The organism is Pseudarthrobacter phenanthrenivorans (assembly GCF_000813845.1).
GTDB lineage: Bacteria > Actinomycetota > Actinomycetes > Actinomycetales > Micrococcaceae > Arthrobacter > Arthrobacter phenanthrenivorans_B.
In genome coordinates this window covers 93931-100422 of the sequence record NZ_JWTB01000022.1, presented here as the reverse complement: position 1 = coordinate 100422, position 6492 = coordinate 93931, and the positions used below count along the sequence as shown (strand labels likewise).

At 67.1% G+C, this 6492-nt stretch carries 5 protein-coding genes and 2 riboswitches; of the genes, 4 read left to right on the top strand and 1 reads right to left on the bottom strand.

All coding sequences use genetic code 11. The annotated features are described in order from the left end of the window. Positions 1–78 precede the first annotated feature (78 nt). Positions 79–717 carry a VOC family protein gene (locus RM50_RS12215; RefSeq protein WP_043452941.1) on the bottom strand — a complete coding sequence of 213 codons (639 nt, stop codon included), beginning with the start codon at positions 715–717 and terminating at the stop codon, positions 79–81. A 161-nt stretch (positions 718–878) separates the two neighbouring features. Continuing rightward, a riboswitch (SAM riboswitch) is annotated at positions 879–993 on the top strand. A 45-nt stretch (positions 994–1038) separates the two neighbouring features. Between RM50_RS12215 and RM50_RS12205 the strand changes: the two genes are divergently transcribed. The 4 genes from RM50_RS12205 to RM50_RS12190 all read left to right on the top strand — a co-directional run bounded on the left by RM50_RS12205 (position 1039) and on the right by RM50_RS12190 (position 6474). Then, positions 1039–2355, top strand: coding sequence for a bifunctional o-acetylhomoserine/o-acetylserine sulfhydrylase (locus RM50_RS12205; protein ID WP_043452937.1), 1317 nt, complete (start codon positions 1039–1041; stop codon positions 2353–2355). Between the two features lie 151 nt (positions 2356–2506). Then, a riboswitch (SAM riboswitch) is annotated at positions 2507–2622 on the top strand. Between the two features lie 12 nt (positions 2623–2634). Next, positions 2635–3750 (top strand): homoserine O-acetyltransferase MetX, encoded by a 1116-nt coding sequence (metX, locus tag RM50_RS12200; RefSeq protein ID WP_043452934.1) that lies wholly within the window; start codon positions 2635–2637, stop codon positions 3748–3750. A 200-nt stretch (positions 3751–3950) separates the two neighbouring features. After that, positions 3951–5333 (top strand): MFS transporter, encoded by a 1383-nt coding sequence (locus tag RM50_RS12195; RefSeq protein WP_043452932.1) that lies wholly within the window; start codon positions 3951–3953, stop codon positions 5331–5333. Between the two features lie 4 nt (positions 5334–5337). After that, positions 5338–6474: a zinc-binding dehydrogenase gene (locus RM50_RS12190; RefSeq protein ID WP_043452930.1), complete on the top strand. Its 1137-nt coding sequence runs from the start codon at positions 5338–5340 to the stop codon at positions 6472–6474. Positions 6475–6492: the final 18 nt, after the last annotated feature.

Sequence of the window (6492 nt, the reverse complement as noted above, 5' to 3'; positions counted from 1 at the left end):
CACCACCCGATGGCGGCCGAAGCGTATCCGGGCATGCCGGAGAGCGCAGATCCCGCAGGCTGCGGGAAGCAGGGATCGTCAGATGGTGACGGCTCCGTTGGCGGTTTCAAACGTGACCGACAGGATGCCCGGCGTGCCGTGCGGGGCGACCCACTCCACGGCAACGTCCTCCAGCGGCTTCTCCACGGGCTCACCCAGCCACTCGGTCACGCGCGAAGCGGAACCGGCAATGGTCAGGCAGCTCATCTTGAGGTTGCTCGGGTAGGCGTTGGACGGGTGCAGCGACGGATCGCCTTCCCACTTGAGCATGTACGGGACCTGGGGATCCGCGATGAGCCCCAGGATGCCGATCTGCTTCCAGACCAGTTCGCGGCCGTCCGGGAACTTGCGGTTGCCGTTCACGGCAGCGCGGCCAAGGCGTTCCTCGAAGGGGGCGAGGTCGTCCACCTCGACGCACCACCCCATCCAGCCGCCACCGGCTGCGGAACGGGCACGAACGGCCTGTCCGAACGGTGCCTTGTCCGATGCCGGGTGGTCCAGCACTTCCACAACTTCAAGGTACTTGTGCCCGGCGAGCGGGATGATCATATTCCGGGTTCCGAACCGGGGGTGCACCCCGCCCTTCACTGCCTCAACGCCGAGGGCAGTTGCAATACGTTCGGTAGTGGCCGCGAGGCCATCGTGTTCACAGGCGTAAGAGACGTGATCCATGCGCATGCGAACATCTTGGCACTTTGTGATCGGGCTCTCAGCTAAGGGTAGCCTTACTAGCATTACCGGCGCCCGGCGCCCCCGATATTCAGCGGAAACGGTGGCCGGAAGACCTTGTTCGTCACAATGCTGTCCGGGGCAAGCATCCAGTTCCTAGACTGGGCCCAGGTCATGAGCGCCAGCGCCAAGCCCCGGCTCGCTGGCCGGCAACCCTCCATCCGCGGTGGGGTGCCCCGGGTGAAGACCTGGCTGTCCGGCATGAGCCGGAAGCAAGCGCGGCCCGTACTGCTCCGAAGCATGCCGGGCCCATGTCAAAGGAGATTTGCAGTGTCCAACGGATGGTCCTTCGAAACCCGCCAGATCCATGCAGGGCAGGAGGTGGACAGCGCCACGGGAGCCCGTGCCCTGCCGATCTACCAAACCACGTCCTTCGTATTCCCCTCGGCCGAAAGCGCCGCCAACCGTTTCGCCCTGGCTGAGCTCGCCCCCATTTACACGCGCATCGGCAATCCCACCCAGGACGCCGTGGAGCAGCGCATCGCCAGCCTGGAGGGCGGCCTGGCTGCGCTGCTGCTCAGCTCCGGGCAGGCTGCCGAAACCTTCGCCGTGCTGAACATCGCCGAGGCCGGCGACCACATCGTGGCCAGCCCAAGCCTCTACGGCGGAACCTACAACCTCTTTGCCCACACGCTGAAGAAGTTCGGCATCTCCGTCACGTTCGTAGCCGATCCGGACAACCTGGACCAGTGGCGCGACGCCGTCCAGCCGAACACGAAGCTCTTCTTCGGCGAAGTGGTGTCCAACCCGCGCCAGGACGTCCTGGACATCGAGGGCATTTCCAGGGTCGCCCACGAGGCAGGCGTCCCCCTGATCGTGGACAACACCCTCTCCACCCCCTACCTGATCCGCCCGCTGGAGTGGGGGGCGGATATCGTGATCCACTCGGCCACCAAGTACTTGGGTGGCCACGGCTCTGCCATCGCCGGCGTCATCGTCGATTCCGGAAAATTCGATTTCAGCAAGGACCCCGAACGGTTCCCCGGCTTCAACACCCCGGACCCCACCTACAACGGTCTTGTCTACGGCCGCGACCTCGGAGCAGGCGGCGCCCTGGGCGCCAACCTGTCCTACATCCTCAAGGCCCGCGTCCAGCTGCTGCGGGACCTGGGCTCGGCGGTATCGCCGTTCAACGCATTCCTCATTTCCCAGGGACTTGAGACGTTGAGCCTGCGGGTGGAACGGCATGTCGCCAACGCCACGGAAGTGGCGCGCTGGCTGGAGGCCAGGGACGACGTCGAATCGGTCGCCTACGCGGGGCTGCCGTCCAGCCCCTGGTACGAGCGTGGCCGCAAGTACGGGCCCAAGGGGACGGGCGCCGTCGTCGCCTTCAACCTGGCCGGCGGCGCGGAGGCGGGCAAGCGCTTCGTCGACGCCCTTGAGCTGCACTCCCATGTGGCCAACATCGGCGACGTCCGCTCCCTGGTCATCCACCCGGCGTCGACCACCCACAGCCAGCTTTCCCCGGAACAGCAGGCGGTGGCCGGGGTGAACCCGGGGCTGGTGCGGCTGTCCGTCGGACTGGAACACATCGATGACATCCTGGCGGACCTGGAAGCGGGGTTCCGCGCCGCCAAGGACGCTTAGCAGGTAGCCGGTAGCCGGCCGTACGGGGCACGGAGCCCAGGGCGTCGGGAGCGCAGGCTGCCGCCGCCCAAACGCTCCGGCGGCAAGCGGGGAAGTCACAACCGGTCATACTCTTGGCCTGGTGCGGGGGGTGTTTCGTACACTCGTACCAGGTCATGAGTGCCAGTGACAGCCCCGGCTTGCTGGCCGGCAACCCTCCTTCCGCGGTGGGGTGCCCCGGGTGAGGACCTGGCCTGCCGGTCAGACGACGGCAGGCAAGCGCGTAGAAGAGGTCTTGCCATGACGGTTACCGTCGCCCGTACCACCGCCCCTGAACACGGGATTGTCCGTTACGCCTCCATCGGTGGGCTGGAGCTTGAAGCCGGGGGATACCTTCCCGACGTTACGCTGGCCTACGAAACCTGGGGCACGCTGAACGCCGACGGCAGCAACGCCATCCTGATCGAGCACGCCCTGACCGGCAGCACGCACGTGACCCGCGGCGACACCGACGAAGAGGGCTGGTGGGAACAGCTTGCCGGGCCGGGTGCCCCCGTGGACACCGACCGGTTCTTCGTCGTATCGGTCAACATCGTAGGCGGCTGCTACGGGTCCACAGGGCCGTCCTCGCCGGCCCCGGATGGACCCCCGTGGGGTTCCCGTTTTCCCCTCGTCACACTCCGCGACAGCACCGTCGCGGAAGCCAGGCTGGCGGACCAGCTGGGCGTCAAGAGCTGGTTCGCGGTCCTGGGCGGATCCATGGGCGGCGCCCGCGCGCTGGAATGGGCCGTCACCTACCCGGAGAGGGTGCAGCGCTGCGCCGTCATTTCCGTCGGCGCCGCCAGCACAGCGGAGCAGATCGCCTTTGCACAGGCCCAGACCCTGGCCATCAGGCAGGATCCGCACTTCAACGGCGGCGATTACTACGGCGGCCCCTGCCCGGAGGAGGGGCTGGCGCTCGCCCGGCGCATCGCCCACATCACCTACCGCTCGGCGGCGGAACTTGAGGGCCGCTTCGGCCGGGCGCCCCAGGCGCCGGAGTCGCCCCTCCAGGGGGACGTGCTCGCGGCCCGCGGCCGCTACCAGGTTGAAAGCTACCTGGACCACCAGGGCAACAAGCTCGTGAAGCGCTTCGACGCCAACAGCTACATCGCCCTGACTGAGGCGCTGATGAGCCACGACGTTTGCCGCGGCAGGGGAACCCTGGCCGAGACCCTCGCCAGGTCCACTGCACGGTTCTTCGTGGCAGCCGTTGACTCCGACCGGCTGTATTTCCCGTCGCAGTCCCGGGAACTCGCCCAGGCGTTGCCCGGGGACGTGGACGTCCACGTTATCCAGGCGCCTATCGGACATGACGGTTTCCTCACCGAAATCGGCCAGCTGGGGCACCAGTTGCGGAGCAGCTTTCTGGTCTAGAAGGCAAGGCGCATCGCCACTCCTGCGGGTCCCGGGTCAGGGGGATGTGCATTCCTGCAGATGCCCTCTGCACTATTCGGCGTTGAGGTTGCACTCAGTGCAGACCATACTCATCGAATCCGGCTTTCGTGGTGTGCATCACACCCGGCTGCCACCGATTTGGTCCCCGTGGTGTCGACGACGACGCCGAAGGAGTTCACATGAGTACGGAAAACTCCGCCGCAAGGCGCACAGAGGAAACTGACATCAAGGCCTCCGGCCTCAAGAAAGTGGTCACCGCGTCCATGGCCGGCACGGTCGTGGAGTGGTACGAGTTCTTCCTCTATGCGTCAGCTGCCACGCTGGTCTTTGGAAAGGCCTTCTTCCCCAATGCCGGCACCGAACTGGACGGCATCATCGCCGCCTTCCTCACCTACGCCGTCGGCTTCGTGGCCCGGCCCATCGGCGGCATCGTCTTTGGCCACTTCGGTGACAAGTTCGGCCGCAAGAAGCTGCTGCAGCTGAGCATCATCCTGGTGGGCGTGTCCACGTTCCTCATGGGCTGCCTGCCCACGTTCCAGCAGATCGGGTACTGGGCTCCGGCGCTGCTGGTCTTCCTCCGCTTCGCCCAGGGCTTCGCCGTCGGCGGGGAATGGGGCGGCGCCGTCCTCCTCGTCGCCGAACACAGCCCCAGCAAGTCCCGCGGCTTCTGGGCCAGCTGGCCGCAGTCCGCGGTGCCGCTGGGCAACCTGCTGGCCACGGCCGTGCTCTTCATCCTGTCTTCCACCCTGACCCAGGACGCCTTCCTGGGCTGGGGCTGGCGCGTGGCGTTCTGGCTGTCCGCCGTGATCGTCCTGATCGGCTACTACATCCGCACCAAGGTCAACGATGCCCCCATCTTCCTGGAAGCCCGCAAGGAGGTGGACGCCGGCCACAAGGGCTACGGCGTGGCCGAAGTGTTCCGGCGCTACCCGCGCGGCGTGTTCACCGCCATGGGCCTGCGTTTCGCGGAGAACATCCTCTACTACCTCGTGGTGACTTTCTCCATCACCTACCTGAAGACCGTGGTGCAGGCCGATACCACGCGCATCCTGCTGCTGCTGCTCCTTGCCCACGCCGTCCACTTCGCCGTCGTGCCCATGGTTGGCAAACTGTCGGACCGCTTCGGCCGCAAGCCCGTCTACATGGCCGGCGCCATTATGGGTGCCACGTGGGGCTTCTTCGCCTTCCCCATGATGGACACGAAGAACGACGCCATCATCCTGGCCGCCATCATGATCGGCCTGGTGTTCCACGCCTTCATGTACGCCGGGCAGCCCGCCATCATGGCCGAAATGTTCCCCACCAGGATGCGCTACTCCGGCGTCTCCCTGGGCTACCAGGTCACGTCGATCGTGGCCGGTTCCCTCGCCCCGATCATCGCCGCCTCGCTCCTGGGCACCTACAAGTCCTCCGTCCCCGTGGCGGTCTACCTCCTCATCGCCTGCGCCATCACCGCCGTCGCGGTCTTCTTCCTGAAGGAAACCCGGGGCATCTCGCTGCACGACGTGGATGCCGCCGACGCCAAGGGCACGGCAGACCTGCTCGCTGCCAGCAAGAAGTAGGCCCATGAAGGCCGCCGTCCTCTACTCCACCGTTCCCGCCCCGCCCGGGGCCGAGGGAAAACAGAGCTACGCCGAGTCCCGGCCCCTGCTGGTGCAGGAGCTGGAGCAGCCGGAGCCGCGCGCCGGTGAGCTCGGAGTTTCCGTCACCTACTCGAGCCTGTGCCATTCGGACCTTTCCGTGGTGGACGGTTCACGCGTCCGGCCCCTTCCCATGGCATTGGGCCATGAAGCGGTGGGCCGGGTGGTGTCCGTGGGCGACGGCGTCTCCGACGTGTCCGTGGGCGACCATGTGGTGCTGGTCTTCGTCCCCAGCTGCGGCCAGTGCCGGGCCTGCCTGTCCGGCAGGCCCGCCCTGTGCCACCGGGCAGCTGAGGTGAATGGATCCGGAGACCTGCTCCATGGCCCGGCACTGTTGCGGACGCCGGCGGGGGAACGGATCAACCACCACCTCGGCGTTTCCGCGTTCGCTGATTACGCGGTGGTTGCGCGCGAATCAGTGGTGGTGATTGACGACGACGTTCCGGACACTGTGGCGGCGATGTTTGGTTGCGCCGTGCTCACCGGAATGGGAGCGGTGTTCAACACCGCCGGAGTCGGCCCCGGCCAGTCCGCGGCAGTGTTCGGCCTGGGAGCGGTGGGCCTGTCCGCCGTGATGGCGGCCCGCCTGGCCGGGGCCGCCAGCGTGATCGCCATCGATCCCAACCAGGGGAAGCATCAGCTGGCCCGCGACGCCGGGGCCACCGCGGTGGGGACGCCGGAGGACGCGGGGCGGCTGATTGACGAAGCAGCCGGCGACGGCGTCGACGTTGCCATCGAAGCGGTGGGCTCGGCCGGTGTCATTGCGTCCTGCCTGGAGCTGGTCACCAGGGGCGGCGCGGTGGTCTCCGTGGGCCTGCCGCATCCGTCCGCCCAGCTGACCGTGCCGGCGCTGCAGTTCGCCGGTGCAGGCAAACGGCTGCTCGGCTCCTACATGGGTGACGCCGTGCCGGCGCGCGATATCCCCGCGTACCTCGGCTACTGGCGGGAGGGAAAGCTGCCGGTTGAGCTGCTGCACTCCGACACGCGGCCGCTCAGCGAGATCAATGAAGGGCTGGACGCCCTGGCCTCGGGTCACGTGGTCCGGCGGCTCTTCCGGGCCTGAGGCACCCACGCCGGTGTC